The following is a 24,741-nucleotide window of genomic DNA, read 5'->3' as shown; positions in this document are numbered from 1 at the left end:
AAGAATATAAGGTTGTGCTTAATTCTTTACGCTGCATTTACTTATTACGAATTTTGACTAACTAGGTTTTTACCGTTTTCTTGTTAATGTCATATTCACGCAGTTTATTAGCTATAGCTGTGTGACTTAACCCAAGTTTCTTGGCAAGCAACCTAGTACTAGGGTAAGCAGGATATAATTTTCTAAGAAGGTTAGCTTCGAACGCTTTAACAGCCTCATCTAAAGTACCATCAAACTCTTCTTCCAAATACCCATGCTCACGGGTATAGGCAGGTAACTGCAAGTGCGAGGTTTCAATGACATTACTTTCCAATAATGAAACAGCCCTCAATAGCACATTCTCGAGCTGTCGAACGTTTCCAGGCCACGGGTAATGTTCGATAAAGTCACGGCAATCGTCCGACATGAAAAGCGCAGATTTACCATTTTGCTGCCCAAACTTAGTAATAAAATACTCAGCTAACGGGATAATATCTGAGCGTCGTTCTCGAAGCGAAGGAATATTCAAACCTAAAACATTCAGGCGATAATATAAATCTTCCCTAAACTTTCCTTGCTGAACCATAGCTAACAAATCATTATTAGTAGAGCTGATGATTCTTACATTAACCGTAATTTCTTTTTCATCATCTACACGTCGGAATATACCGTCTTGGATAACTCTCAACAGCTTAGTCTGTAATTTAGGTGACATTTCCCCTACTTCATCTAGGAAAATGGTGCCACCATCAGCAAGTTCAAATAAACCTTTTTTATTATTTGGCGACTCTGCGGTACCTATTCCAAATAATTCTGTTTCAGCAGCTTCATCTGGGAGTGACGCACAGTTTAGTGTCATAAAGGGTTTTGTCGCACGATCACTTGCGGCATGGCATGCTTGCGCAACAAGTTCTTTGCCAGTGCCTGTTTCACCAACAATGAGCATAGAAGAATCTAATAGCGCCATGCGTTTTGCTTCTCTGATAACTTTACGCATTGCACCACTACTTGCATGAATGCCTGAAAAGTTATTTTCATTGGTTTGTTTAAAAGCGCTAATTTGTTGTCCAAGCCTTGCTTCAGACTTTAAAATAAGAACAGCACCAGCTAACACTAAGCTTCCTTCATTACCCGCAACATGAATTGGAAGTGCGTCAGCAACATAATCGTCATCCATTAGCTTGATACGACGTGTTTGAGCCAGCACCTCGTCACCATCTAGCCAACGATTAAAGTTAAACCCTTTAAGCCATTGGCTAATTGGTTGACCAATAATTTCTGATTCAGGTAAGCCAATAATACTTGCAGTGATGTGATTAACAATACGAATATTGCCTTTTGCATCAATTGAGAGAAACGGATCTGGAAACGTTTTGATAAGAGTCGAAAGCTCATTCTTTTCACGCTCAGATGGCATATAAGGAGTTGTTTTAACATCTTCAACACCTTCAATTAATCGGAGTTGAGGCATGAAGTCTTGTAGTTCGGAAAACTCCAAATCAGGAATATTGATAAAAATTTTGCCTGGTTGCTTTAATTCAATGCCACGCAGATCAATACTTCTTTCAACAAAAATCTGCAATACATCTTGTGCAATGCCGACTCGGTCGTGACAACCAATCTCTAAACGCATAAAACTCTTCTCTTACTTTACATATTGCTATTGTAAACTAAATTTTACATCAAAAAAAAGCCCCCTAAGAAAGGAGGCTTCATTTGCTTTGTAACAATCTTTTTCGTTAGCAATAAATCGTTAACTGTTAACGCGAGTAAAGATAGAAGTAGTTGCTACAGTAAGGCGTCAGTTTTGGCGGCACAAATAAAGTCGTTTTTATGTAAGCCACCGATAGCATGTGTCCACCAAGTTACGGTAACCTTACCCCACTCCAATAAAATGGCTGGATGATGAAATTCTTCTTCAGCTAATGTTGAAACTTTGTTAGCAAATTCCCATGCTAGTTTGTAGTTTTTGAACTTAAACTCTCTCTCTAACATCATGACACCGTCTCTAACCTCAGGAACCCAATCAGGTAACTGAGACATGAATGTCTGTAACTCTTCGTCAGTAACTTTAGGTGCATCAGCGTGACACGCTTCACATTTTGCTATTGATAATTCTGCGCTCATTTTATTTTTACCTTAACTTGCTAATTTTGAATCTTTCGGTGGAAACTTTGCTTCAAATAAGCCTAACTCTTTCGCTTGCTCAACAAAGTCAAAAATTTCTTCAATTTCGTATTTTCTTATCTCGTCTAAGTCACTTACTTTATTTAACATATAGTAGATGGGCTGTAAGATGTCGATACGGTATGGTGTTCTTAATACATCAAGGATGTTATCTGCTGACAATGGCTTACGTTCAACATTTTCATCATTTAAGGCGTAAACAGTTTCGCTTGGCGACGAAATGATGCCCCCACCGTATACCTTAAGTCCTTTTGGCGTATCCAATAAGCCAAACTCGACAGTAAACCAGTAAAGACGCGCTAAAAATACACGCTGCTCTTTAGTGGCATTTAGGCCCATTTTTCCATAGGCTTCGGTATAACTAGCGAATGAAGGGTTCGTAAGCAGTGGACAATGGCCAAATATTTCATGAAAGATGTCAGGCTCTTGCAGATAGTCGAATTCTTCACGAGTTCGAATAAAAGTAGCGACGGGAAATTTGCGCTCTGACAGCAAACGGAAAAATTCGCCAAACCCTATTAAGGCAGGAACAGGCCAACACTGCCAACCCGTTTCTTTCATTAAGACTTCGCTAACTTCATTCAGCTGCGGAATACGGTCAGTTGGTAAGTTTAGCTTGTCTAATCCTAAAATATATTCGTCACAAGCCGTCTCTTTTATGTAAGAAAGCTGTCGTTCAATCAGATCTTTCCAAACACCATTTTCTTCATCGCTCCACGCGATATTGCCATTTTCATCAGGTGTTCTGGAAACATACTTAGTTGCTTTTGCCATGATGTATCCTTTAAAAATTTCAGATACGCGTTAATTGCTAGGTTATTAGTTTGCGATTGTATCGACACAACAATTTTTAAGGTAAAAATTACAATTAACCGTATCTGATTAGTTGGCTACATCTTAAGATAGTCGCTAATGAAAAATCACCAAACAAAATTCGGACATTTTTTATACACTTTAAATTTTCGTAAAGAATAAAGTACAGAAGATTCATAGCACATTGAAAGTATTTACTTTTTGTTAGCCAAATTCTTTACTTGCTCAACAACTTTTCCGCGAAGTTGTTTAACTTTAGGCGCATTTTGATTGTCAAAAGGGATTGGGCGGCACATATACATAGTCTGTAACCCTAAGCGAGCTGTTAGCATGCCCGCTCCTAAACCTTGTGCTAATCGAGCCGAAAGTTTTCCAAGTAAATCGGCGCCTATAATATCGGTGCCTAAATCGGCGATCAGTTCGGTCGCTCCCGTTAAAACCATATTTTTAAATACCTGTTTGATCAATCGGATGCGTGACCAATAGCTTAATCTTAAACCATAGAGGTTAGATATTTCGTTAATCATTTTCATGTTACGCCAAAAAACAATCAACATATCGACAAAAGCTAATGGACTTAGTGCTACCAACACCACAGATTCTGCCGAGTGTTTACTGACTTTTTCCAACGCTAAGTCATCGACTTGAGATAACACTTGCTTAGAAAACAAAGTCACTATCTCTTTGTCGTTTAAAGTATCTGGAATTCCAGCGGACCATTTGCCTTGCTCTTCTATCGGCAGGTCAATCGGCAGTAATTGATAGATATCGTCACAAAGTGTATCAACTGCTTTAGCTGGTTTATCCTGAAGCGCGCTTCTAGCCTGCTCCCTTAATCTATTACGTTTTTTTAATGAACTTAATCCTCGCAATTCACGCCATGCGAAAGAAGCCGTAGCAGCGACAAATGCTGCTAATAGTGAAGCATACAAAGCTGCAATAATCGGCTCACTTTGAAAGCCTTCGATGAAAAACTGCACCAACTCAATAGCAGTAAGTACCGCGACGAGAGTTCCAATAATTTTCCAAGTCCACGACGATTTGCTTTTTTCAATACCTTCATCAACAACCTCGGTATCGACTAATTCATCTACTTCGGTAAAGGCACTATCATCAACAATAACTTGGCTAACTAATGCATTGGCATTGTCTTCATCAGTTTTCGTGTCTAATTCTTCGAATAGAATTTGTTGTTTGAATTCTTTATTTTCTAAGGTCATTTTAATTTATCTCCCAACAAAAACTCCAAAGCTTGATCCATGCGAATATGCATAAGCGCGTCATGAGGGTTACTCATGGCTTGCGGCGCAAAATCTATAAAGTCAAAGGGGCGCTGTTGCCAAAACGCTTCATCAGGCAGGCTATCAGGAACGCTCCCTGGGTAAAGCGTAACAACTTTATCACTGGCGAGCCTTTTTCCTTGAATAACTTGAATTTCTTGTCCTTTATAATCACTTTTTCCAGCTTTTGTTGCTCTTATTGATGCCATCACCAACGACTCCATATTGACGGACTCGAAGTTCACCCGTTGTTTTATTGGATACATTAGTTGCTCTAACAATAACTGAAGGTTACCGTGTTGATCAGGCGTTATATGATCGACCTTTGTCGCAGCGAAAAGCAATTTATCAATTTTAGGTGAAAACAAGCGCTTTAGTAGATTTGATTTTCCGTAATTAAAGCTTTCGGTAATCAAAGTAATGGCATGTTGTAAATCATCAAAGGCGTATTTACCTTTATTCAAGGGCGTTAAACAGTCGGCAAGAATAATTTGTCTGTCAAACTTAACAAAATGCTCTTGATAGAACTTCTTAATAACACGCTCTTTATATTCAACAAAGCGCGCTCTCAGCATACCAATACAGCTGTTGTCGCTCGCATTTTGATATTCATCTTCGTCAATGTCATCGAAGCTAGTAAATGGGAAGAACTGTAAGATTGGCGCACCTGATAACTCGCCAGGTAAAATAAAGCGCCCAGGTTGAATGACGCTTAAGCCAAGGTCATTTCTGCATTGATGCAATAGCTTGGTGTAACTCTCTGCGATCTCCGCGAGCAATTCTTCATCAGCGCTTTCAAAAGGTTGAAGCTTACTCACTTGCTCAAAAAATTCTTTACTTAGTTCGTTTCTCGGTGCTTGACGAAATAAAGCAGACGTATAGCGACTCCACTCTTCATAGGTCTGATTTAACATAGGTAAATCAAGGAGCCATTCGCCTGGATAATCAGTGATATCAACAAACAAAGTTGCACTGTCTGTCGCATATTTAAGGAGTGATTGTTTTGGCTGATAACGAATGGCTAATCTAATTTCACTTATCCCAGAGGTTGGAATAGGCCATGCAGGTGACTCACTGGATAACTGTTCTATCGCTTTTTCATACTCAAAGCGTGGAATATGTAAATGCTGCTGCGGAACACGTTTAGTACCTATTAACCTTTTTTGTGAACTGGCATCAAAGAAGTCAAGTTGGGCACCATTGTCGTGATGAAGTAATTGATTAACAAAGGAAGTGATAAACGCCGTTTTACCGCTACGACTTAGCCCCGTTACCGCAAGGTTAACATGTTGGTCGATTGCGCGATTTTTAAGATCTTTTGCCTTGTCTTTAATTTTAGATAAGGTTTCTTTTTCCAGTATTGCCATTACTCAATTTCACTACTTGAAAAGCTATTTTGACATGTTAGCGAGAAACACAGCCAAAATTAAGTGCTTATATTAATTGAATTTACTATTTTTCGATTTAACTGGTACCTATTAACCTTCAGCGTTTAATTTTCATTCAAATTAAATAGGTTCTGGTTCAACACGATGTGATAAACAAAGCTAACCTCATTGTCAGTTTTGCCGCTAAAGCGAAAGCCTAAGATGTAAAAAAAGCGGCTTATGCCGCTTTTCCTTATAGTCTGCTGATTTCCCGCGATACGGTAAATTCAGGAGAAGTGACGTATCTTTCTATTTTCTGTAATTCTTGTTCAAGTGTATTGAACTTATTACTAATTTCATGAAACGCCTGTTTAGGTGGTTTCCCTGCCTGCCAAATACGTGACTTAACCTTGATTGGTTTAGAGGACAATGCATCTTGCACCTCTTTGTTTAACGTACCGGCATTAAACTGTTTACTTTCCGTTCTATCTGGCGCTGGCTTTTTATCAAGTATAAACCAAGCTGCAATATAGATAACAATAAACCAGCCCATTCCTAAAAGCACACCTGATACAATAAGAATTCTTACTAACCAAGTTTCCCAGCCGAAATAGTCGGCTACACCTGCACAAACACCCGCTAACTTCCCTTTACTCGGGATTCGAAATAACTCCCCGCGGCGTTTGTTCATACTTTATTCCTCCAGTCAGGCGTTTCAGCGTCTAATATAGCCTCCAAAGTTTTAATTCTGTCTGCCATTTTATCTGCCAATTCAGACAGTTCTGAAAGCTGATTGTATTCTTCTTCTGACAAACCTTGGCTGATTTGTCGCTTACTACGGTAATGTAATATTAACCAAATTGGTGCAACTAAGATCATAAAGATGATCACTGGTGCCATGATGACTTCTTCCACGATACTCCTCCTTTGCTAAACTCTGGAATAAAACGACAAACTTACTCTGACTTTGCAGATTTATCTTTACCGCTGATTTTAGCCTTTAATTGCGCTAATTCATCATCTACGTTTTCATCGTTTTCCAATTCAGCAATTTCGTCAGCCAAGGACTTACTGCCCATATCGTATGATTCTACTTGCGCTTCAATGTCATCAATCTTGCGTTCGTAACGGTCAAATCGACTTAGTGCATCATTCACTCTATCACTATCAATGTTACGTTTAACTTTCAAACGCGAGCTAGCTGTTTTTTCACGCATGATGATCGCTTTTTGGCGAGCTTTTGCGTCAGCTAATTTTTCCTGTAGTTGCGAGATTTCATCTTGTAACTTTCCTAAGTGATCATCTACATGATTCAACTCGTCTTTAATAGATTCTGCACTTTCAGCGCTCTTTTTCTTTTCAACTAAAGCTGCGCGTGCTAAATCTTCTCTTCCTTTACTTAATGCCAGTTCAGCTTTTTCCTGCCACTGAACAGCGTCTTGTTCAAATTTCTCAGCTTGGCGCGTTAATTCCTTTTTGTCGGCTAACGTTTTCGCAGATGATGAGCGTACTTCGACTAAGGTATCTTCCATTTCCTGAATAATCAGGCGTACCATTTTTTCGGGATCTTCGGCTTTATCAAGCAAGCTATTGATATTTGAATTAATAATATCTGTAAATCTTGAAAAAATACCCATGTTTTTACTTCCTCACTCTAAAAGAAAATTGTGGTCTGCTTAAGTTGTATTCACAATTTACGCCAAGTTTATTTTTGTTTTTAACTTACTGTTTTTAAATAATTTATTAAATATTCAAAAAAATCTTTTCAGCGCTCGCTTAATAAAATACACTATTTGTTAGCGAATTATACTAATAATTAGGATAACGATGTCCAGATTCAATCAACAAGATAATTTGATCGGCCAATCTAATAGTTTTTTAGAGGTATTGGAACAAATTTCTCAAATTGCTCCCCTTAGCAAGCCAGTGTTAATTATTGGGGAGCGAGGTACTGGTAAAGAGCTGGTCGCCGCGCGATTACATTACTTATCTAAACGCTGGGATCAAAATTACTTGAAGCTGAACTGTGCTGCGTTAAATGAAAACTTATTAGAAAGTGAATTGTTTGGGTACGAAAGTGGCGCATTTACAGGCGCTAACAAACGCCATGAAGGTCGCTTTGAGCGTGCAGATAAAGGCACATTATTTCTCGATGAAATTGCAAATACCTCCGGCTTAATTCAAGAAAAACTATTAAGAGTGGTTGAATATGGTGAATTTGAACGTGTAGGTGGTTCTCGCACGATAAAAACCAACGCAAGACTAGTCGCTGCGACCAATGAAGATTTACCGTCGATGGCGGACGCGGGTGAATTTAGAGCAGATTTGTTAGATAGGTTAGCCTTTGATGTTATTACCTTGCCACCTCTTCGCGAACGGGTGGAAGACATTTTAATGCTAGCAGAACACTTCGCGATAAATATGGCGCGAGAATTAGAATTTGAGCTTTTTAGCGGATTTACGGAAAAAGCAAAACGTGCCATGTTAGATTATCATTGGCCTGGAAATATTCGTGAACTTAAAAACGTTGTCGAGCGAAGTGTTTATCGCTGCAATAATCCGCACCTGCCCGTTCACGAACTCGTGATAGACCCATTTGAATCTCCATATAGGCCAACTAAACGTGTTAAGACACAAGACAGAGTTGCTGCGCCAGCACCTGTTGTACAGCCAGTTGCAAATGTAGAAAGCGCTGAACTATCTACGATTCAAAGCAATGAACCATTAGTGAAGCCTGAAATTAAACCTTCTTTCCCTGTAAACTTAAAATCATTGTCTCAAGACTACGAAGTTGATTTAATTCAAGCAGCGTTAAAAAATTGCCAGTATAATCAAAAGAAAACAGCGGATGCACTTGAACTAACCTACCATCAATTAAGAGGTTATTTGAAAAAGTATAATTTGCTAGATAGTCAAAACGTTGAAGATTAACCTATAGGCATGAAAAGTTTTTTTCAGCAATTACAATCAGGTAAAGTATTACTAGCCAGTATACTGGCATTGAGTGTATTTGCTTGCGATAACCCGAATAAACAGTTACTCAGTGAAAGAAGCTTAATTTACTGTAGTGAAGGCTCACCTGAAACGTTAAACCCACAGATTATCACCTCAGGTGTAACTGCTGACGCTACATCTAAGCAATTATATAACCAGCTTATCGTTTTCGATCCTAACGATAACAGTATTGCTCCTTCACTAGCAAAGTCTTGGCACATCACCCAAGACAATAAAAAGATTACTTTTTATTTGCGTAAAAACGTTGCCTTCCATACCACAGATTATTTTACGCCAACCAGAGCGTTAAATGCAGATGATGTGTTATTTAGTTTTAATCGAATTTTAAAAAGCGATAATTTATTTCATCATGTTTCTGGTGGGAAATACCCGTACTTCCAAAGCGTCGGTTTTTCTGAATTAATTGAAGATATCGAACGCATTAACGATTACACCATTAGATTTACTTTACGACGTGCTGACAGCTCATTTATGGCAAATTTAGCCAATGATTTTGCGGTTATTTTATCAAAAGAATACGCACAATCATTGGTATCAAAAAATAAGCTGACACAAATTGATAGTTTCCCTATTGGAACCGGCCCATTTAAATTTAAAGAATATCGCACAGGTGCTTATATTAGATATCAACCTCATCAAGAATATTGGGGCGAAAAGTCGTCGTTAAGCCAATTAATTTACGATATATCACCAGGAAACAGTAGTAGGTTAACCAAGCTTTTAGCTGGCGAATGTGATGTAATTGCATACCCTATCGCCCATGAAAAAATTAAAGCTAACCCGAACCTAGTGTTAGAAAGCGTAACGGCGCTAAATATTGGTTACCTCGGCTTTAATACGGCAAAGCCACCATTTAACAATAAATCAATTCGCTTAGCAGTGGCTCACGCAATAGACACGCAAGCCATTTTAAATACCGTGTATTTTGGTGACGCAGAAGCTGAGCCTGCTCACAGTTTGTTACCCCCTTCATCGTGGGCACACGAAAGCTCAATTACTGCGCCGACCTATGATTTAGAAAAAGCTAAAGAGTTGCTTGAAGAAGCAAATATTTCATCGCCTATAAAAATTGATTTATGGGCAATGCCGGTACAACGCTCGTACAACCCCGATGCTGTAACCATGGCAAAACTAATTCAGGAAGACCTTAAGAAAATTAATATTGAAGTGAATATCGTTTCTTATAACTGGCAAGAATTTTTAAGACGCTTGTCATTAGGTGAACACAATGCAGTGCTCTTGGGTTGGTCTGCCGATCACCCTGATCCTGACAACTTTTTAACACCTTTACTTAGTTGCGCGTCTGCAGAAATCGGAAACAATCGAACTTTTTGGTGTAACAATCAATTTGACAGCTTGCTCAAAAAAGCCCTTGATACAGCAGACGTAAAGCAGAGAAAACAACTCTATAGAGAAGCACAAAAAATAGCGGCTCAAGAACTTCCGCTTTTTCCGATAGCACATTCAAAACGCTTCCAAGCCCGTAAAAGCAATATAGAAGGACCTATTTTAAGTTCTTTTGGCGGAATTACTTTTGGTGAGGTGAGAAAAGAATAATGCTCATTTTTACTTTAAGACGGCTAAATTTATTCTTTTTAACAATGTTTTTGTTAACGATATTGACGTTCGCCCTAAGCTATTTATTTCCAGGTGAACAAATCGTTAATGTGTCGGGGCGAATCCACGCATCTCCAGATCAACTAACGTTAATTGCGCTAAATTATGGACAACATGAATCGATTGCATGGCAGTATTGGTATTATCTCAATAAACTGTTAAGCGGCGACTGGGGCGTGTCGATGACATCTCAACTACCAATTGCTGACGAAATCATGGCCCACTTACCAGCAACAATTGAATTAACACTCGTTGCTTTGATTTTAGCCATGGCGTTTGGTATTCCAATAGGTTTTCTCGCAGCGATTCACCATCGAAAAAACACAGATAACATGATTCTTTCAATGGCGATGATCGGCTATTCAATTCCTGTTTTTTGGTTAGCAATTTTATCGATTCTGGTATTTTCAGTTCAGTTAGGTTGGTTGCCATCAGCAGGACAAATCAGCTTAATTTATGAAGTTGAACAAGTCACCGGTATTTTGTTTATCGACATTTTGCTTAGCGACAATGAATACAAATGGCAAGCTTTCCAAGATGCATCCGCGCATATTATCTTACCAGCATGTGTTGTCGCGTTAGCGCCTGCTACAATTTTTATCCGCTTGGCACGAACGGCCATGCTCTCAGTACTAGAAAGTCACTACATTAAGGCCGCAATGGCGAAAGGGTTAAGTTATACGCAGATAATTCTGCGTCACGCCGTAAGAAATGCTTTTATCAAAGTAATACGAGATGTGGGTTTACAATTCGCCAATATTGTGACACTGGCAATGGTGACAGAAATCATTTTCAACTGGCCAGGTATTGGTCATTGGCTTATTCAAAGTATTTATCAACGTGACTATACGGCAATACAAGGAGGGCTTTTAGCACTATCTAGTTTTATATTTATTGTCCATATCGTCATTGATTTTATTTATGCTGGGTTAAACCCGTTAGCGAGGGAGTCCCGTTATGGCGCGAGATAAGATTTATCAGGAAGAGGAATTTCCATCTCCTATCGCTCAGTTGTGGCTTAACTTTAAAAACTCGCCTGCGGTTGTTATTGGCTTTAGTTGTTTTATCTTCCTAACTATCATGGCGATTTTAGGGCCATTTATTGCACCCTATTCACCAACAGAAAACAACCTTGAGCTTATTCTTCTGCCACCTGCCTGGCATGATGAAGGTAATGTGAGCTTTTTACTTGGCACCGACAATCTTGGCCGTGATATGTTATCTCGTCTTATCCACGGAACTTCATTAACGTTTGGTTTAAGCTTTATCGTGGTCATCGTTTCGCTAATTATCGGGGTAGTAATAGGTTCATTAGCTGCGCTAACCAAAGGGGTAAAGTCGAGCTTTCTAAACCACTTTTTAGATTTGATTCTATCTATTCCTTCACTGTTATTGGCCATTATTATCGTCGCTATTTTAGGTCCAGGATTAAGTAATACTCTATGGGCGATAGTAATGGTGTTAATTCCTCAGTTTATTCACATTACCCGAAACGCTGTAGCCGAAGAATTTAAAAAAGATTACGTACTTGCCTCTCGACTCGATGGCGCAGGCTCATTGCGTATTCTTTATTATTCAATTTTCCCCAATATAACTGAAAAGATTATTTCTCAGGCGACGTTAGCGCAATCAGCCGCAATACTAGACATTGCAACACTTGGTTTCTTAGGACTAGGAGCACCTATTCCAATGCCAGAATGGGGGGCTATGTTAGCCAATGGTTTAGATTTGTTTTATATCGCGCCCTGGACAGTATACTTGCCAGGATTAACCATTTTATTTGCGGTTGTAGTAACGAATTTAGTTGGTGAAGGTATTCGCCATGCGCTAAAACTTAGGAAGGAACACTAATGAATCTACTCGACATTAGAAACCTCTCTATTCAGCTGATGTCTGCTACATCCCCTATATTAGCGGTAGACAGAGTGAGCTTGACTATGAAAGAGGGGGAAGTTCGTGGTCTAGTAGGTGAATCTGGCTCAGGTAAATCTCTGCTCGCACAAGCCATAATGGGGGTACTCGACGACAAATGGAAAGTCGACGCTGATAGGTTTCATTGGCGCGGACAAGATTTAATGCGTTTAAGCCCTGATGAGCGTAAAGCGGTTATTACTAAAGATGTTGCTATCATTTTCCAAGAGCCAATGGCGTGCTTGGATCCAACAACAACCATTGGTGAGCAATTAGATGAAGCCGTTGCAGAAGACTCAAGTAAAGGTAGTTTTTGGCAACGCAGAAAAGAAAGAAAGCTGGCAACAGCTAACTTACTGCACAAAGTTGGCATTAAAAATCATGAGCTGTGTACGAAGAGCTACCCTCACCAATTAACAGAAGCTTTGTGTCAACGAGTGATGATCGCCATGGCACTTGCAAGAAAGCCATTATTACTGATAGCCGATGAACCCACAGCGGCAATGGAAAGCACCAATCAAGGACAAATATTTAGGCTGCTCGCTAGTTTAAATCAGCTTAAAAACATGTCTATTTTGCTGATTAGTCATGACTTAGAAAACGTAACGCACTGGACAAATACCATTACGGTAATGTATTCAGGGCAATTTGTTGAAGCAGGAACCACAGAACAAATTTTTGAAACGCCTTTTCACCCTTATACACGGGCTTTAGTTGATAGCAGTCCCAAAGCGAGCAGAAATATACCGGCGAAATCTAGATTGATGACTTTGCCTGGCAGTATTCCTATTTTGCAGCATTTACCCATTGGTTGTCGATTAGGCCCTCGTTGTCCAAAAGCCCAGCAAGCTTGTGTAAAAGCACCTAATGTTAAAAACTATCATGGCCACCAAGTAAGTTGTCATTATTCACTAAAGGACACTTACTAAATGACAGAGTTATTAAAAGTTAGTAATTTAAGTAAAACCTATCGCATAAAAGGAGAATGGTTTAAGCGAGAATCTGTCGTTGCCTTAGAGCCTTTATCTTTTGCATTAGAAGCCCACAAGACATTAGCTATTGTTGGAGAAACAGGCTCAGGAAAGTCTACGTTAGCAAAGTTACTTGTTGGCGCCGAAAAGCCAACGACAGGAAACATCAAACTTAACGGACAAGCTTTACAACACGGGAACTTCAAACAACGTTGTCAGCATGTCAGAATGATTTTTCAAGACTCAGGAACTACATTAAATCCAAGTTTAACCATCCAGCAATTGCTAGATGAGCCACTAAGCCTCAATACCTCTTTAACAGAGGATGAAAGAACTGAGCTTATCATCGCGACACTGAAAAAAGTTGGACTGTTAGCTGAGCATATGAATTTTTATCCTCATATGTTTTCAGGGGGACAAAAGCAAAGAATATCTCTAGCGCGAGCGATCATCCTAGATCCACAAGTGGTGATTTTAGACGAGGCACTTGCCGCTCTCGATCCGTCATTACGTTCACAAATGATCAATTTGTTGTTAGATCTTCAACAGCAAATGGGACTCGCGTTTATTTTAATTTCTCACAATTTGGGAATCGTAAGGCACTTCAGTGATGAAATCATGGTGCTATGTAATGGCCAAGTCGTGGAAATGGGACAAACTCAAGAAATTCTGAAGAACCCAAAACATAAATACACCAAAAAGCTGATCATGAGCCAGCACTTTTCACTCATGCATAGATAGCAGCAATCACTCTGGTTCACGTTGATAATAATTTACTTATAAAAAAAGCCGCATAAAGCGGCTTTTTTTGTAATAGTTCTAGCTTAGTAGCTTATTCACCACACTTGCTTTTTTTCTTACCTTCGCCGCACTTACCTTCGCCGCACTTGCCTTTTTTCTTACCTTCGCCGCACTTACCTTCGCCGCATTTGCCTTTTTTCTTGCCTTCGCCGCACTTACCTTCGCCGCACTTGCCTTTTTTCTTGCCTTCGCCGCACTTACCTTCGCCGCACTTGCCTTTTTTCTTGCCTTCGCCGCACTTACCTTCGCCGCACTTGCCTTTTTTATCTTTGCCTTCGCCGCAAGAATGATCTTGGTGAGCGTCATCAACGTAGGATAGCTGAACATTTTCAACTTCAAATGGGTTATTGTTAGCTTTCGCTGGCATTGAAATGAAACTCATCAATGCAAAAATAGCGAATACCAAAGCTAGAGGTGATTTGTTAAATGTCTTCATCTTGTTTCCCTTATTAATAAAAGTAAAATTCAGTTATCATACAACTCTAAATAACTAGACCCGACAAGCCATAATAAATTTCACTAAAAGTGATAATTTTAACTCTATGACAATAAGTTAAACTTGTCTAATTTCTTCAGTTTGCACATGAAACAAAATATTACCGTTGAAAAAATCGTTCTAGCACCAATGGAAGGTGTCGCAGATGCATTAATGAGGGAGTTACTCACGTCAATAAACCACTACGACTTATGCATCACAGAATTTGTGCGCGTAGTGAAAGGAAAAGTGCCTAAACATGTCTTTAAAAAAATTGCACCAGAGTTAAATAACAAAGGCTTTACTTCAAGCGGTACACCTGTTCGAGTGCAATTGTTAGGACAAGATCCTCAGTGGATGGGAGAAAACGCTATCCGTGCGATAGAGCTAGGCTCTCAGGGGGTTGATATAAACTTTGGTTGCCCGGCCAAAACGGTTAATAAGAGTAAAGGTGGAGCTGTATTATTGAAAACGCCTGAAACCATTTATCAGGTAGTCAAAAGCGTTCGCGATTCAGTGGCAAACGAGCATATAGTATCTGCTAAAATCCGCCTAGGATTTGATGACGCAAGTAAATTTTCAGAAATTGTTGACGCAGTCTATCAAGCAGGAGCGCAAGAACTAACCGTTCATGCACGCACCAAAAAAGATGGCTATAAGCCCCCTGCATATTGGCACCATATAGGCGAAGTCGTCGACAACTACTCAATGCCGATTTGCGCAAATGGCGAAATTTGGGATAAACAATCTGCATTGTTGTGTATCAAACAATCTAAAACTAACAGACTAATGTTAGGGCGAGGTGCTTTAGCGATGCCAAATCTTGCAAATGTGATTCGAAATAATGAAGCACCGTTGCCTTGGCTAGAGTTATGCTCGCTATTAAAACGCTTTGCAGAGCTAGAACTTAAAGGTGAAAAAAGCTTTTACTTTTCAAGTAGATTAAAACAATGGTTACGCTACTTAAAACTGCAATACCAACAAGCAGACGAGCTTTTTCTTGCTATCAAAACACTCAATAACAAAGACGAAATATTAGCGCAGCTAAACAAATTTATCTCTAATGCCGAATAACTTTATACGAATTTCGTCTTTTGGCTATACTAGAGATAAAGTATCGAAAAGAGACGCATTTTGAAGTGTATTTTAATACTGCTACTCATCTTAATCTCAACAAAAAGTAGCGCAGAAGAATTAAAAATAGCTTTACCTTTTGCTGGAAACCCTCCTTATTCCTACGGGGCATCTTTGCCGCCGCAAGGCATATATGTTGATATGCTCAACGAAATTTTCGCGCTAACGCCATACACACCAGTATATGTATATCTGCCAAACGCAAGAATTAGAGCTGCTTTTAAAGCAGGCGAAATAGACATTGAGTGTTGTCCCATTCCAAGTTGGCGACAAGAAGAGCAAGCTATATCTCATTACACTTTCAATTTTTTCGATACGACAGATTTGTATATCAGCAAACATAAAATACCTAGCGGCAAATTGAACGCAACTCCTATAGGCACTGTACGAGGATATGGATATAAGCAACAAGAGCAGTTTGCACGATTTGATGTTGAAAGCGAATTAGAAATTTTGCAGCTGATTAACAATCAACGAATTCAAGCTGGCATTGTCGACCAACAAGTTGCCAACTACTTAATAAAACAACATGGATTTGACTTAGTTGACAGCGGCGTTCACGATAATATTAGCCGTCGGCTAAGGGTACACCACAACAAACAACATGTTATTTTTAAAATAAATGAGGCGATTAACGCCCTAAAAAAAACACAAACATTTACTCAAATTCTCAACACCTACTTAACAAAAACACCAGCTAAAGAAAAATAACTAATTTATTGCCAATTCGACTAGTCGTACCCAAGATTTTTAGCCGTAATAGAGTTATTATACTGCTTTTCCAGCTATTAAAGATGTTTCCACGTGGACAAGAGTTCTGAATTAAGAGCGCGTTATAATGACGTAAATCGCGGTGTTTACTTTATCGGTACAACGCCACCTAAAAGTGATACACCAATCGAAAAAGTTGATGAAATAGCGACTAAGCTATTAGAGCGCGTAAGCGATATCGACTTTGACGGTTTAATTGTTTACGACATTCAAAATGAAGATTCTAGAACCAATAAAAAGCGCCCTTTTCCATTTAAATCAACACATGATCCACGACACTATTCCGCGTTACTTAACCAGAAATCGTCTCGTCCTGTAATTACCTATAAAAGCGTCGTACAGTCAGATGTTTCTGACTTTGAGAAATGGGCCAATGAGGCATGGCAAGATTACGGTATCCGTGACGTCGTGTTAGTTGGAAGCCCTTCTAGCCAAAACAATGTATCGCTACCGTTGGCTGATGCTTATAAAGCGTTAGTTGACAACGCACACCCTTTTTTCATCGGTGGTGTAACCATAGCAGAACGTCATGCGAAAAAGGGCACTGAACACGACCGTTTAGTAGAAAAATTCCATCAGGGTTGTAACTTTTTTGTATCACAAGCAATTTACAACCCACAAGCAACTATAGACATGCTAACTCGGTATGCACTTGAGTGTAAAAAGCAAGGCATTAAGCCACAGCGAATTATTTTAACCTTCTCGCCATGTGGAAGTGAAAAAACACTCGAATTTATCGAGTGGTTAGGCGTAAGTGTGCCTGAAGCAACAAGTTTGCGTATTTTAAATGCAGAGAAACCGCTTTATGAATCTATTCGCATTTGTGCTAACAGCCTTCATCAAATACTCGACGCAGTGCTTCCCTATCAACTTCCGCTTGGCTTAAACATTGAAAGTTTAACCAATCGCAAAGAAGAAATTGACGGTTCGATTTTGCTTTATAAATTGTTACGCTCTACTATGGATAACTATCTGGCGAAACAAGAACTGCAACATTTGATTGTATAGGAGGCGTTATGACTGGCACGACAATGGTTGTTCTTATCGTATTGATTTCGGTAGGTTTTGGCGTTTTGTACGATATGTATAAGAAGCACCTAGAATTTAAAGAGAAAACCTTAAAATATGAAGCAAGTACGACAGAAAAAACTAACTCCATGAGCCAAAAAGTTGCGCAACTTGAACAACGGGTACAAACGTTAGAAAAAATTGTGACCGATGAAGGTTATCAAGTAAATAAAGATATTAATAACCTTTAGTCACTATAATGAAACTAATTATGAGGTCTGAGTTTGATAACTTACGCAATAACGATGCGCACAGTTATCAAGCTGACAAAAATGGCGATAAACAAGTGGTGAAAATTTTTCGAAACGAAATTCTCATAGCTAAAAAAGTCACCGTAAAAAAGTCTATCCGTTATTTTGGTATAAAAGGATATCAAGAGTTTTTAGAATAAAAACTTTCGATCACCACTCTCAGCCGAACACCAACCAACTAAAATAAAACTGTCCACTTATGTGGACATTACAAGTTATTTCCAAAAAGTTACAGTTTGCTACAAATTTTACAACTCCTACCTGTACAATTTATACTCAACAGATAAGAGTAACGTATAGAGAGTTAGTATGAAAAATAGTATGTTAGTTGTTTTTTTCATGTTCTTCGTTGCAGGGTGTGCGTCGAATGGCGATGTAACACATTGGCAAGGGGAGTCGTTAAGCGCACTCATTGAAAAGTACGGTACGCCAGACTCTTTTCTTAAATTAAATGACGGTAGCAAAGTGCTTGAATATGACAAAGCTACTTCTAGAAATTTAGCTGGAAATTTTTGCTCGGTTACCTTTATGGTAGACAGTCAAAATAAAATTTTGGGTGCTAGTCGTCAAGGAGACGGTCAAAACTGTACTCCTTAATTGCCCTATCAACGAATAAATAGCCAATAGAGTGTGTTAAGCACTCTATTGCTTTACTTACCAAATTATCCTTTTCTAAAAAATAAATTTCCCGGTAGTTCAAATAGATAGCTTTTTTTTCGAATTTTTTTAAACTTTTCTGAACTTTTTTACGTTTTATAACGACTAGATAGGTAATAACAGCGTTAAGGAAAGCAAAATGTCAAAAGTAACCGGCTTTAAAATTTTACTCGCCATAGCCAGTAGTGTTGTCTATTTAGGATTGTTTAGTTTATTTACGCCGCAGGCATCAGCCAGTAATAAGCTAAACATGCAATCAATTGGCACGAGTCACATAGAGGTTGTTCATTCAGAAGCGTTTTCACTTGCAGATACAGGGTTTAAAACGGTAAGCCCTAGTGTGGAATCTTTGTGGGAAAGCGCGAGTATTCTGAAATTAGTGAAAGCGGAAAGAGATAGGATTCAGCCATTTAAAGAATACCTAGAAGCGAGCATCAAGCAAAATATAGAGTCTAGCGAGCAAATTGTTAGATTAGCTGACGAGCTTTTGGCTATCTCTCAAACACAAGACTAGCTCAATGACAGGGTCTACTTTGTACCTTAACCAGCATAAAAAAAGCGCCTTAGCTCACAGAGCTAAAAGGCGCTTTTTACTTAGATACTTCTCTTAATCAGCTGGTAAAATAACAGCCTCTACTTTACCAAAGCCAATTCGTTTTGCGCCCTCGCGCTCACAGAAGCCACTTAAAATAACATTATCGCCATCTTCTAAGAATGTTCTGCTTTCACCATTTGGTAATTGTACAGGTTCACTTCCAGCATTAGATAACTCCAATAACGAACCAGCTTCTTCAGGGTTTGGACCAGATTGAGTACCAGAGCCAAACATATCCCCCGGCTTTAAATTACAACCATTCACTGTGTGGTGCGCAACCATTTGAGCAACAGTCCAGTAGCTATCAATAAAGTTTGATTGAGATAACTGTACCGCCGGCTCTGATGCGTTTCTCATTGATTCGGTTTCAAGCAACACTTGCAATTGAATATCAAAACCACCCGCGTCGCGGTTTTGCGCAGACTCTAAATACGCTAAAGGTTGTGGATCGGCTTCGTCACGTGTCCAGGATGCTCGGTAAGGCGCTAACGCTTCAGTTGTCACAATCCATGGAGAAATAGTAGACGCAAAGTTCTTCGACAAGAAAGGTCCTAGCGGTTGATACTCCCACCCTTGAATGTCACGAGCAGACCAATCATTGAACAAACATAAACCAAACACATGATCTTCTGCATTTTCAATAGAAATAGCTTCACCTAATTCATTACCTGAACCGATAAATATACCTACTTCTAGCTCGTAATCTAGTCGCTTACATGGACCGAAGCTTGGTTCAGTTGCTGTTGGTGCTTTGGTTTGCCCTTTTGGTCTTTTAAAATCACTACCGCTAACTTCAATTGACGATGAACGACCGTGATAGCCAATAGGCACCCACTTGTAGTTAGGAAGCAGTGGATTGTCTGGTCTAAATTTCTTACCTACCGATGTAGCGTGATGAATAGAGGTATAAAAGTCAGTGTAGTCACCGATAGTACATGGAAGAGCAAACTCTGCCTGAGCTTGTGACACTAAGCAAGCTGATAGAGCCGATTCTAGTTCTGAACCTGACTGTAAAGCTTTAGATAACGCAGCTCTCAGCGTAGACCAAGCTACTTTTCCCATAGCCATATAATCGTTTAATTGCTCTTTTGCACAAGCAGACACTGCTTCTTGAACGTCGCCATCAAATATCTGAGCATTTTTTAACGCCAACATATCCAAAATTTGATCTCCAATAGCAACACCACCGCGAAATGGTTGCTCACTACCTTTTACTCGAAAAACGGCAAATGGTAAGTTTTGAATAGGAAAGTCAGTTCCTTGTTGGTTTGCTGACTCGACCCAACTCGTTAATGTTGGGTTATGGGTGTCGTTGAGTAACGCCTTATTAGTCATTAATTCTATGCTCCAAAATCATACTAAGACCTAATATTCTTAATAGGTTAAGTAAATTACATTAGGCTAAAAACGCAAGCATTATATCAGCCAACATTTTAAAGGAAACGCTTCGCCCTAAGACAAGTAATTCAATAGCGTATAGCAAAGCGGACAAATATCTTTACACTCAATGTAAAAATAACAAGTAATTTACGAAAGCAAATTCAACAAGTTAAAAGTAGCTTGTATAAACTGGATTTTTGGTAATTTCACATCGATTTGCTATACCTAAAGTATAGACATTAAATCTAGCCGTTAAGTAGGTAGAATGCCGTTATCTTTTCTCGCTAAAGACAATAAGCCAACTCTTCCTCCGTGGAAAGTACTAATTGTTGATGATGAAGCCGACATACACGATATAACCACATTAGCGCTTAAACGCTTCAGTTTAGATAATAAATCGCTGCACTTTTTGCACGCTTATTCAGCAGCAGACGCCAAATCTATTTTGAGTGAAGAATCAGATATAGCGCTGATTTTTCTGGATGTTGTTATGGAAACTGATGATGCGGGGTTATCACTTGCTCACTGGATTCGGAAAACACTAAACAACCATTTTGTCCGTATCGTGTTAAGAACTGGCCAGCCGGGTCAAGCGCCCGAAGAACAAGTTATAGTTGACTACGACATTAACGACTACAAAGAGAAAACAGAGCTCGATCGCAAAAAACTGTTCACCACAGTATTTTCTTCTCTTAGGGCATACAGAGATATCATTGAGGTAGAAAAAGCACGAAGGTATCAAGAACAATACCGAGCAGGCTTAGAACGCGTTATAAGCTCTACGAGTAACGTTTTAGAAGGACGCTCTTTAACAGAATTTTTCAGCGGCCTGTTACAACAGATAATGTCTTTACTGCAATTGAACCATAATAGCTTACTGTTACAGGTCACGGGGCTTGGTGCAATCTACTCAGAGAACGATTTTCAGATTATCGCCCAAATTTCAGATGATAGTGGCGATGACGCCATTGACGCGACTGCATACCAATATTTAAACAAAGCGATTGAGCAGAAATCGAGTATTTTCGAAGATGATATTTTAGTTGGCTACTTTCCCAGCCAAACGGAAAAAGTCAGTTTACTTTACTTAAAAGGTATTCAAGAACTATCTTCTATCGATGCTAAGTTGTTAGAGATATTCTCAGGCAATGTCAGTTTGGCTTTTGACAACTTGCTATTAAACAAAGAAATAGTAGACACACAAGAAGAACTTATTTATCGCTTAGGGGATGTTGTAGAGTCTCGCTCGAACGAAGCGGGAAACCACATTCGCAGAATGGCTGAAGTGTCTTATATGCTTGCCGAAAAATTAGGACTCTCTGCTGAAGACGCTGAATTGTTAAAACAAGCAGCACCTATGCACGATATTGGGAAAATAGCTACCCCAGACAAAATACTGCTCAAGCCAGGAAAATTAACAGAAGAAGAAATGGAAGAGATGCGTCGTCACCCGGCTATAGGCTTTGATATATTAGACGGCTCGAAGCGCCCTATTTTACAAGCAGCGGCCACTATATCTCAGCAGCATCATGAAAAATATGATGGGACAGGCTACCCTTCAGGGTTAAAAGGTGAAGAGATTCACATCTTTGCTCGTATTGTTGCCGTAGCCGATGTATTTGATGCGTTGAGTCATAAGCGTTGTTACAAAGAAGCTTGGCCAACCGAGCAAGTCATGCAGTTTTTAGCTGAAGCAGCAGGTGCTCATTTAGACCCTGTAGTTGTCGAAAAAATGCTAGACAATATTGACCTTGCTATTGCGATTAACAACCTTTATAAAGACGACTAAATAAGCCTTAACCACTATTTTGCTAGCACTAAGCTATATACCAAACATAAAAAAGCCCAGCATTTGCTGGGCTTTTTAACAATAGCGTTACTATTAGAAGTTGTAACTTGCTCTAATATAGTATTCTCTACCCGCTAAAGAGAACGGGAAGCTAGTCCAACCATATTTAAATCCTAACTCAGTAAATGGCGTACCTTCCTCTCCCCACTCATCTGGCATCTCATCCGTTACGTTTAAGATACCGGCATCTAGTGTAATTTGGTTTGTTACTCGCCATTGACCTGTGATATCAAATAAAGCTTTAGCACCCCAGGTATTAGCCGGCGTGCCATAAGAAGCAGTCGTCACTTCACCGTAGTGAGTCATGCGACCTGTTACAGACCACATATCCGCTTGATACATTGCAGATAAGCTAAAACGATCTTCTGGTTGTGCTTTCTCTACTAACAGAGCTTGTGACTCGTTAAAAACGATATCGTTAGGCACTATGCTAGAGGATGTATTAATACCGTCAATGTCATTAGTATTATAGCTATACGAGAATTCGTAAACCATTTGCCCGCCAGAGGCTAAATCTTGCGTATATTGGTTTACCCAATCAATACCGAAGGTTTCAGTATCAATCGCATTAGTAAACAAGGATACATTTTTAACGCCATCTAGTTGACCACCAGGTACTGCATACTTGGCAAAAAATGCTTCAACTTCAGCATTGATACCTGCACTGATACTACCTGAATAAACAATGCGATCTTCGATGTTAATTTGATAAGTATCTAACGTCATTGAGTAGCCGCCAGAATTATATATCACACCAAATGATAAACTGGTCGAAGACTCTTCTTCTAGTTCATTAAAGCCTAGCTCTTGTGCTAACGGCTCATGAGGGCGCAATGTAACAAGGTCAGCCAATTCACCATTATCCAAAGAAATCGAGCGTTGTGTAAAGTTAGCTTGTTGCATACCAGGAGCACGGTAGCCAGTCGACGCTGATGCTCGAATAGAGAGATTGTCAGATATAGAGTAATGCGTGGCTAACTTTCCAATTAAAGTATCACCAAAGTCATCGTAATCTTCAAAACGCGCAGCAACACTGACTAACCACTCTTCGGTAATTTGTGTTTCAGAGTCGATATAAACAGCGTAGCTATCCCGCTCAGCATCTATAACCATTTCAGGGCTGTAGCCTTGGAATCCTTGCATGCCTGGCGTAGTAACCGCGCCACCACAATCTGTCATAGACGGGTCGCCGGTAGGGTTTACGCTTTCTGCACACAGGGTATCACCACGTGCATAAGACACTTCGTCACCCGCTTCTTGCTCGAAGCCGTCAGTACGGAATTCAAAGCCAATAGCAATTGACGTGTCAGAATCAAAGCCGAAATCAACGTAGGTGACCGCATCAACATTAAACGTTGTTTGAGAGAAAATGAGTGCACCGTCATAAGCGGTTGTCGGGCTATCAGGACCATAACTAGCGTTTACCGATTCTAGGTTTCTAAACTCAAAGCGGTTTTCACCTGTTACCACGCTAAAGTCTAATTCCCAATCATTAACTTCTGTTCGGTAACCAATCGCAAAAGACGTATCTTCTGAGTCGGTACCAAGTTTTGGCGTAACACCTTCAGGAAATAATTGTGACCAAACACGGTCATCAGCAGCACCACGATAAAAACCAAGCGACTCACCTTCTTTTTGGGTCATACCACCAAAAGCATACAACTCGCCTTCACCTATTTCATAAGTAAAGTTCCCCCAAAAACTTGTCATTTGCGTTTCGGCTTCACCAATTAACAACAGCTGACGAGGCTCGTCAATTGCTCCAAACCAAGTCGTTGGCTCTGCACGGTTCATAACGTCGTTGTCAGCATGCTCGAAGGTTAGATTTAGCATACCTTTGTCGCCAATTTCGAAACCATAATTAAGGCCAACTTGTGTTTTTTCACCGTCACCTTCAGCAGTTTCGCCATATTGCACCCAGCCATTTCCGCCGGCTTTGTCTTTAAGTATTAAATTAATAACACCCGCAATTGCATCAGAGCCATATTGAGCTGCCGCGCCATCGCGAAGGATTTGTACACTCTCAATGGCCGTTAAGGGAATTGAACTTAAGTCGGTTCCAGCACTACCACGACCAACGTTTTCTTGAACAGCAACAACCGCCTGTTGATGACGTCGCTTACCGTTAACTAATACCAATACTTGGTCAGGCCCCAAACGACGTAAAGTGGCAGGCCGCATTAAATCTTGACCATCAGAAGTCGTTGTATTGTTCATGTTAAAGGAAGGTGCTAACGCTCGTAACATTTCAGGTGTACTCGTAACACCTGAGCTTCTGATTGCATCGCCAGAAATAATATCAACTGGAGCAGGACTTTCTGCCACAGTTCTATTTGATAGGCGAGTACCTAGCGTAACGATTCGTTCGATATCTTCGACTTTTGCTTTGTCTTCTTCTGCAAAAGTTTGAGGGGCGTGTAATAAAGCTAAACCGACAGCTACAGCTAAGCTACTCGTTTTAAAAGATGTAGACATATTGTTATTCCCTATTTTATGTTTTTATTTCTGCTTTTTATTGTTGTTTGCTCTCAAGCAGTTTTAGCCTTAATTAGGCTAAATTCATAGAAAGTTATAGGTTAATGAATAGGTTATTACAAGTTGTTAACGTAACAAAATTGCA

At 39.6% G+C, this 24,741-nt stretch carries 25 protein-coding genes; 14 read left to right on the top strand and 11 right to left on the bottom strand.

Annotated elements, in window-relative coordinates; translation table 11 throughout:
• Nucleotides 1–61 precede the first annotated feature (61 nt).
• The 8 genes from tyrR to pspA all read right to left on the bottom strand — a co-directional run bounded on the left by tyrR (nt 62) and on the right by pspA (nt 7,263).
• Entirely contained in the window at nt 62–1,612 is a 1,551-nt protein-coding gene (tyrR, locus tag ACOB80_RS02845; RefSeq protein ID WP_473164287.1) for a transcriptional regulator TyrR, read from the bottom strand.
• Between the two features lie 155 nt (nt 1,613–1,767).
• Nucleotides 1,768–2,106, bottom strand: a complete 339-nt coding sequence (locus tag ACOB80_RS02840) for a 4a-hydroxytetrahydrobiopterin dehydratase (RefSeq protein WP_473164286.1) — start codon at nt 2,104–2,106, stop codon at nt 1,768–1,770.
• Between the two features lie 12 nt (nt 2,107–2,118).
• Nucleotides 2,119–2,940: a phenylalanine 4-monooxygenase gene (phhA, locus tag ACOB80_RS02835; protein WP_473164285.1), complete on the bottom strand. Its 822-nt coding sequence runs from the start codon at nt 2,938–2,940 to the stop codon at nt 2,119–2,121.
• 233 nt (nt 2,941–3,173) lie between these two features.
• Nucleotides 3,174–4,199, bottom strand: coding sequence for a YcjF family protein (locus ACOB80_RS02830; RefSeq protein WP_473164284.1), 1,026 nt, complete (start codon nt 4,197–4,199; stop codon nt 3,174–3,176).
• The gene (locus tag ACOB80_RS02825) at nt 4,196–5,626 is read right to left on the bottom strand and encodes a YcjX family GTP-binding protein (RefSeq protein WP_473164283.1); all 1,431 of its coding nucleotides are present in this window, start codon (nt 5,624–5,626) and stop codon (nt 4,196–4,198) included. Before ACOB80_RS02825 ends, ACOB80_RS02830 begins: the two co-directional genes overlap by 4 nt.
• A 253-nt stretch (nt 5,627–5,879) precedes the next feature.
• Complete coding sequence (gene pspC / locus ACOB80_RS02820) at nt 5,880–6,317, bottom strand: envelope stress response membrane protein PspC (protein WP_473164282.1); 438 nt, start codon at nt 6,315–6,317, stop codon at nt 5,880–5,882.
• The gene (gene pspB / locus ACOB80_RS02815; RefSeq protein WP_473164782.1) at nt 6,314–6,526 is read right to left on the bottom strand and encodes an envelope stress response membrane protein PspB; all 213 of its coding nucleotides are present in this window, start codon (nt 6,524–6,526) and stop codon (nt 6,314–6,316) included. Before pspB ends, pspC begins: the two co-directional genes overlap by 4 nt.
• 56 nt (nt 6,527–6,582) lie before the next feature.
• Nucleotides 6,583–7,263: a phage shock protein PspA gene (gene pspA, locus ACOB80_RS02810; protein ID WP_473164281.1), complete on the bottom strand. Its 681-nt coding sequence runs from the start codon at nt 7,261–7,263 to the stop codon at nt 6,583–6,585.
• Between the two features lie 190 nt (nt 7,264–7,453).
• Between pspA and pspF the strand changes: the two genes are divergently transcribed.
• From pspF to ACOB80_RS02780, 6 genes are read left to right on the top strand one after another with little or no spacing between them, the layout of a single operon-like run.
• On the top strand, nt 7,454–8,557 hold the full coding sequence (gene pspF / locus ACOB80_RS02805) for a phage shock protein operon transcriptional activator (RefSeq protein WP_473164280.1): 1,104 nt from the start codon (nt 7,454–7,456) through the stop codon (nt 8,555–8,557).
• Nucleotides 8,558–8,566: 9 nt separating this feature from the next.
• Nucleotides 8,567–10,198 carry an ABC transporter substrate-binding protein gene (locus ACOB80_RS02800; RefSeq protein ID WP_473164279.1) on the top strand — a complete coding sequence of 544 codons (1,632 nt, stop codon included), beginning with the start codon at nt 8,567–8,569 and terminating at the stop codon, nt 10,196–10,198.
• Nucleotides 10,198–11,229, top strand: a complete 1,032-nt coding sequence (locus ACOB80_RS02795; RefSeq protein WP_473164278.1) for an ABC transporter permease — start codon at nt 10,198–10,200, stop codon at nt 11,227–11,229. Before ACOB80_RS02800 ends, ACOB80_RS02795 begins: the two co-directional genes overlap by 1 nt.
• Entirely contained in the window at nt 11,216–12,109 is an 894-nt protein-coding gene (locus ACOB80_RS02790) for an ABC transporter permease subunit (RefSeq protein WP_473164277.1), read from the top strand. The genes ACOB80_RS02795 and ACOB80_RS02790 overlap by 14 nt, the downstream gene beginning before the upstream one ends.
• A complete protein-coding gene (locus ACOB80_RS02785; protein WP_473164276.1) occupies nt 12,109–13,098 on the top strand; it encodes a peptide ABC transporter ATP-binding protein in 990 nt (329 codons plus the stop codon). The genes ACOB80_RS02790 and ACOB80_RS02785 overlap by 1 nt, the downstream gene beginning before the upstream one ends.
• Nucleotides 13,099–13,881, top strand: coding sequence for a peptide ABC transporter ATP-binding protein (locus tag ACOB80_RS02780; RefSeq protein ID WP_473164275.1), 783 nt, complete (start codon nt 13,099–13,101; stop codon nt 13,879–13,881).
• A 91-nt stretch (nt 13,882–13,972) separates the two neighbouring features.
• Here ACOB80_RS02780 and ACOB80_RS02775 read toward each other — a convergent pair whose 3' ends face one another.
• Nucleotides 13,973–14,377, bottom strand: a complete 405-nt coding sequence (locus tag ACOB80_RS02775; RefSeq protein WP_473164274.1) for an HvfA family oxazolone/thioamide-modified RiPP metallophore — start codon at nt 14,375–14,377, stop codon at nt 13,973–13,975.
• A 147-nt stretch (nt 14,378–14,524) separates the two neighbouring features.
• On the opposite strand from ACOB80_RS02775, the gene ACOB80_RS02770 reads away from it, so the two are divergent.
• The 7 genes from ACOB80_RS02770 (at nt 14,525) to ACOB80_RS02740 (ending at nt 18,811) form a co-directional block, all read left to right on the top strand.
• Nucleotides 14,525–15,490 carry a tRNA-dihydrouridine synthase gene (locus ACOB80_RS02770; RefSeq protein ID WP_473164273.1) on the top strand — a complete coding sequence of 322 codons (966 nt, stop codon included), beginning with the start codon at nt 14,525–14,527 and terminating at the stop codon, nt 15,488–15,490.
• A 60-nt stretch (nt 15,491–15,550) separates the two neighbouring features.
• A complete protein-coding gene (locus tag ACOB80_RS02765; RefSeq protein WP_473164272.1) occupies nt 15,551–16,261 on the top strand; it encodes a substrate-binding periplasmic protein in 711 nt (236 codons plus the stop codon).
• 93 nt (nt 16,262–16,354) lie between these two features.
• On the top strand, nt 16,355–17,329 hold the full coding sequence (locus tag ACOB80_RS02760) for a methylenetetrahydrofolate reductase (RefSeq protein ID WP_473164271.1): 975 nt from the start codon (nt 16,355–16,357) through the stop codon (nt 17,327–17,329).
• 8 nt (nt 17,330–17,337) lie between these two features.
• Nucleotides 17,338–17,580, top strand: a complete 243-nt coding sequence (locus ACOB80_RS02755) for a hypothetical protein (protein ID WP_473164270.1) — start codon at nt 17,338–17,340, stop codon at nt 17,578–17,580.
• Between the two features lie 20 nt (nt 17,581–17,600).
• Complete coding sequence (locus ACOB80_RS02750) at nt 17,601–17,780, top strand: hypothetical protein (RefSeq protein ID WP_473164269.1); 180 nt, start codon at nt 17,601–17,603, stop codon at nt 17,778–17,780.
• A 169-nt stretch (nt 17,781–17,949) separates the two neighbouring features.
• Nucleotides 17,950–18,237 carry a hypothetical protein gene (locus ACOB80_RS02745; protein ID WP_473164268.1) on the top strand — a complete coding sequence of 96 codons (288 nt, stop codon included), beginning with the start codon at nt 17,950–17,952 and terminating at the stop codon, nt 18,235–18,237.
• A 199-nt stretch (nt 18,238–18,436) separates the two neighbouring features.
• Nucleotides 18,437–18,811 (top strand): hypothetical protein, encoded by a 375-nt coding sequence (locus ACOB80_RS02740; protein WP_473164267.1) that lies wholly within the window; start codon nt 18,437–18,439, stop codon nt 18,809–18,811.
• Nucleotides 18,812–18,904: 93 nt separating this feature from the next.
• Here the strand turns inward: ACOB80_RS02740 and fahA are convergent, their stop codons facing one another.
• Nucleotides 18,905–20,227 carry a fumarylacetoacetase gene (gene fahA, locus ACOB80_RS02735; protein WP_473164266.1) on the bottom strand — a complete coding sequence of 441 codons (1,323 nt, stop codon included), beginning with the start codon at nt 20,225–20,227 and terminating at the stop codon, nt 18,905–18,907.
• 310 nt (nt 20,228–20,537) lie between these two features.
• On the opposite strand from fahA, the gene ACOB80_RS02730 reads away from it, so the two are divergent.
• A complete protein-coding gene (locus ACOB80_RS02730; protein ID WP_473164265.1) occupies nt 20,538–22,061 on the top strand; it encodes an HD domain-containing phosphohydrolase in 1,524 nt (507 codons plus the stop codon).
• A 93-nt stretch (nt 22,062–22,154) separates the two neighbouring features.
• On the opposite strand, the gene ACOB80_RS02725 is transcribed toward ACOB80_RS02730, so the two are convergent.
• Nucleotides 22,155–24,596 (bottom strand): TonB-dependent receptor plug domain-containing protein, encoded by a 2,442-nt coding sequence (locus tag ACOB80_RS02725; RefSeq protein ID WP_473164264.1) that lies wholly within the window; start codon nt 24,594–24,596, stop codon nt 22,155–22,157.
• Nucleotides 24,597–24,741 lie beyond the last annotated feature (145 nt).

It is taken from the genome of Thalassotalea coralli (assembly GCF_055786205.1).
The sequence above is the reverse complement of the archived record's forward strand: the minus strand, read 5'-3'. Positions and strand labels throughout refer to the sequence as shown.

Coding starts and splice junctions, on each gene's coding strand:
- fahA (WP_473164266.1), bottom strand. CDS start 20,227: ATGACTAATAAGGCGTTACTCAACGACACCCATAACCCAACATTAACG.
- ACOB80_RS02800 (WP_473164279.1), top strand. CDS start 8,567: ATGAAAAGTTTTTTTCAGCAATTACAATCAGGTAAAGTATTACTAGCC.
- ACOB80_RS02755 (WP_473164270.1), top strand. CDS start 17,338: ATGACTGGCACGACAATGGTTGTTCTTATCGTATTGATTTCGGTAGGT.
- ACOB80_RS02830 (WP_473164284.1), bottom strand. CDS start 4,199: ATGACCTTAGAAAATAAAGAATTCAAACAACAAATTCTATTCGAAGAA.
- ACOB80_RS02770 (WP_473164273.1), top strand. CDS start 14,525: ATGAAACAAAATATTACCGTTGAAAAAATCGTTCTAGCACCAATGGAA.
- pspC (WP_473164282.1), bottom strand. CDS start 6,317: ATGAACAAACGCCGCGGGGAGTTATTTCGAATCCCGAGTAAAGGGAAG.
- pspB (WP_473164782.1), bottom strand. CDS start 6,526: ATGGCACCAGTGATCATCTTTATGATCTTAGTTGCACCAATTTGGTTA.
- phhA (WP_473164285.1), bottom strand. CDS start 2,940: ATGGCAAAAGCAACTAAGTATGTTTCCAGAACACCTGATGAAAATGGC.
- ACOB80_RS02750 (WP_473164269.1), top strand. CDS start 17,601: ATGAGGTCTGAGTTTGATAACTTACGCAATAACGATGCGCACAGTTAT.
- ACOB80_RS02745 (WP_473164268.1), top strand. CDS start 17,950: ATGAAAAATAGTATGTTAGTTGTTTTTTTCATGTTCTTCGTTGCAGGG.
- ACOB80_RS02725 (WP_473164264.1), bottom strand. CDS start 24,596: ATGTCTACATCTTTTAAAACGAGTAGCTTAGCTGTAGCTGTCGGTTTA.
- ACOB80_RS02840 (WP_473164286.1), bottom strand. CDS start 2,106: ATGAGCGCAGAATTATCAATAGCAAAATGTGAAGCGTGTCACGCTGAT.
- ACOB80_RS02795 (WP_473164278.1), top strand. CDS start 10,198: ATGCTCATTTTTACTTTAAGACGGCTAAATTTATTCTTTTTAACAATG.
- pspA (WP_473164281.1), bottom strand. CDS start 7,263: ATGGGTATTTTTTCAAGATTTACAGATATTATTAATTCAAATATCAAT.
- ACOB80_RS02740 (WP_473164267.1), top strand. CDS start 18,437: ATGTCAAAAGTAACCGGCTTTAAAATTTTACTCGCCATAGCCAGTAGT.
- pspF (WP_473164280.1), top strand. CDS start 7,454: ATGTCCAGATTCAATCAACAAGATAATTTGATCGGCCAATCTAATAGT.
- ACOB80_RS02780 (WP_473164275.1), top strand. CDS start 13,099: ATGACAGAGTTATTAAAAGTTAGTAATTTAAGTAAAACCTATCGCATA.
- tyrR (WP_473164287.1), bottom strand. CDS start 1,612: ATGCGTTTAGAGATTGGTTGTCACGACCGAGTCGGCATTGCACAAGAT.
- ACOB80_RS02790 (WP_473164277.1), top strand. CDS start 11,216: ATGGCGCGAGATAAGATTTATCAGGAAGAGGAATTTCCATCTCCTATC.
- ACOB80_RS02825 (WP_473164283.1), bottom strand. CDS start 5,626: ATGGCAATACTGGAAAAAGAAACCTTATCTAAAATTAAAGACAAGGCA.
- ACOB80_RS02785 (WP_473164276.1), top strand. CDS start 12,109: ATGAATCTACTCGACATTAGAAACCTCTCTATTCAGCTGATGTCTGCT.
- ACOB80_RS02775 (WP_473164274.1), bottom strand. CDS start 14,377: ATGAAGACATTTAACAAATCACCTCTAGCTTTGGTATTCGCTATTTTT.
- ACOB80_RS02730 (WP_473164265.1), top strand. CDS start 20,538: ATGCCGTTATCTTTTCTCGCTAAAGACAATAAGCCAACTCTTCCTCCG.